We start from the raw sequence: 1,940 nt of genomic DNA on the forward strand, positions 1-1,940 counted from the left end.
TCTTCGTGGCGGCCTGCTTCATGCGGCCGCCGCGCAAAGCCGCCGCACAAGAGCCGGTCGCCGAACCGGTCCCCAGTATGCTTCAAGACGCCGCGTAAGGAGGAGCCGCTATGTTCCACAGCCCATCCAAGCACAAGGACTTCGGGGTGTTCCTCCCGGTCGCCAACGGCGGCTGGATCATCTCCAAGACCACCCCGGTCCTCGACGGCCTCTACCAGCAGAACAAGGCCGCGGCGGTCACCGCCGACCAGGTCGGCATGGACTTCGTGATGTCCATGGGCAAGTTCCGCGGCTTTGGCGGCGAGACCGACCACTGGGGCACGGCCCTGGAGTCGGTGACGATGATGGCTGGCATCGCGGAAGCCACCAAGAACGTCCGCATCTGGGCCACCATCCACCCGCTGCTGCAGAACCCGGCCGTGGCCGCCAAGATGATCTCCACCCTGGACCACATCAGCGGCGGCCGCGCGGGCCTCAACATCGTGGCCGGCGCCTACAAGGGCGAGTTCGACCAGATGGGCGCCTGGGACGACAGCCTGTCCCACGACGACCGCTACGCCCTGACCGAGGAATGGACCACGGTGGTCAAGCGCCTGTGGTCGGAGGACAGCGTCGATTTCGCCGGCAAGTTCTTCAACATGAAGGATTGCCAGTCCAAGCCCAAGCCGCTGTCCAAGCCGCGTCCCGAGATCGTCTGCGCGGGCATGAGCGACCGCGGCTTCCAGTTCTCGGTGCGCGAGGCCGACGTCTGCTTCATCGGCGGCCGCACGCCCGACGAGCGCCGCGACGCCTCGCTGCGCGCCAAGAAGGCCGCCGAGGCCATGGGCAAGACCATCAAGACCTACGCCATGTGCACGGTGGTCCACGGCGACACCGACGCCAAGGCCGCCGCCATGGTCGAGCACTACAAGGACGGCGCCGACATGGGCGCGATCCTGGCCATGCTGGCCAGCTGGGGCGTGCCGGCCGACAAGCTGGACAGCGTCGCGGCCCAGCAGGGCGCCTTCATGACCCACACGGTGGTCGGCTCGCCCGCCACCTGCCGCGAGCAGATCGAGGAGTTCGTCACCTACTGCGAGCTGGACGGCCTGATGCTGATCTTCCCCGACTATGTCGAGGGCCTGACCATGTTCGGCGCCGACATCCTGCCGGGTCTGCGGGCGGTCTATTCGTGAACGCCGTGAGCCCGACAGCTTCGGCGACGGACGACCTGACCGGCTGGATCGCGCCAGGTCGCACCGCCGTGCTGATCATCGACATGCAGGTGGACTTCGCCTCGCCGGACGGCGCGCTGGGCGGCTTCATCGACATGAGCGTGGTCGAGCCGGCCCTGGCGGCGGCCGAAAAGTTGGCCGCCGACGCCCGCGCGGCCGGCGTGCCGGTGGTGTTCGTGGGCCTGCACACCACGCCCGAGACCGACTCCGCCGCCTGGAACGAGCGCATGCGCCGTCGCGGCGGCGATCCCGATGTCGACGCGGCCCTGTGCCGGGCCGGGCAGGTGGGGTCGGAGTTCTACGGACCCAAGCCGCTGTCGGGCGAGCTGGTGGTGCCCAAGACTCGCTACAGCGGTTTCGTCGGCACCGACCTGGACCTGAAGCTGACCGAGATGGGCGTCGACACCCTGGTGGTGGCCGGCCTGACCACCGAGTGCTGCGTGGACAGCACCGTGCGCGACGCCTTCAGCCTGGACTACCACGTGTTCGTCGCCGCCGACGCCTGCGCCGCCTACGAGGCGGACATCCATGAGGCGTCGCTGAAGGTGATGGAACTGAACAGCGCGATCCTGACCGACACGGCGGCCGTGGCGGCGGCTTGGGCGGTCAAATGATCCTTCAATCCAACCAAGTCCTGTCTTCCCGGACAAGCGCGAAGCGCGCCGATCCGGGACCGACGCGTGAGCTCGGCGCTTCCGGCGGTCCCGGATCTTCGCTGCGCTACGT

At 68.4% G+C, this 1,940-nt stretch carries 2 protein-coding genes; both read left to right on the forward strand.

Going from position 1 to position 1,940, the window contains the following annotated elements:
• Nucleotides 1-110: 110 nt before the first annotated feature.
• Nucleotides 111-1,175 carry an LLM class flavin-dependent oxidoreductase gene (locus AC1DZ6_RS24305; protein WP_477099671.1) on the forward strand — a complete coding sequence of 355 codons (1,065 nt, stop codon included), beginning with the start codon at nt 111-113 and terminating at the stop codon, nt 1,173-1,175.
• Nucleotides 1,172-1,828 (forward strand): cysteine hydrolase family protein, encoded by a 657-nt coding sequence (locus tag AC1DZ6_RS24310; protein ID WP_477099672.1) that lies wholly within the window; start codon nt 1,172-1,174, stop codon nt 1,826-1,828. Before AC1DZ6_RS24305 ends, AC1DZ6_RS24310 begins: the two co-directional genes overlap by 4 nt.
• Nucleotides 1,829-1,940: the final 112 nt, after the last annotated feature.

Source organism: Caulobacter sp. P1_B12_2 (assembly GCF_056406675.1).

Excerpts from the sequence above, each read along its gene's own strand:
- AC1DZ6_RS24305 (WP_477099671.1), top strand. The coding sequence starts at position 111 with ATGTTCCACAGCCCATCCAAGCACAAGGACTTCGGGGTGTTCCTCCCG.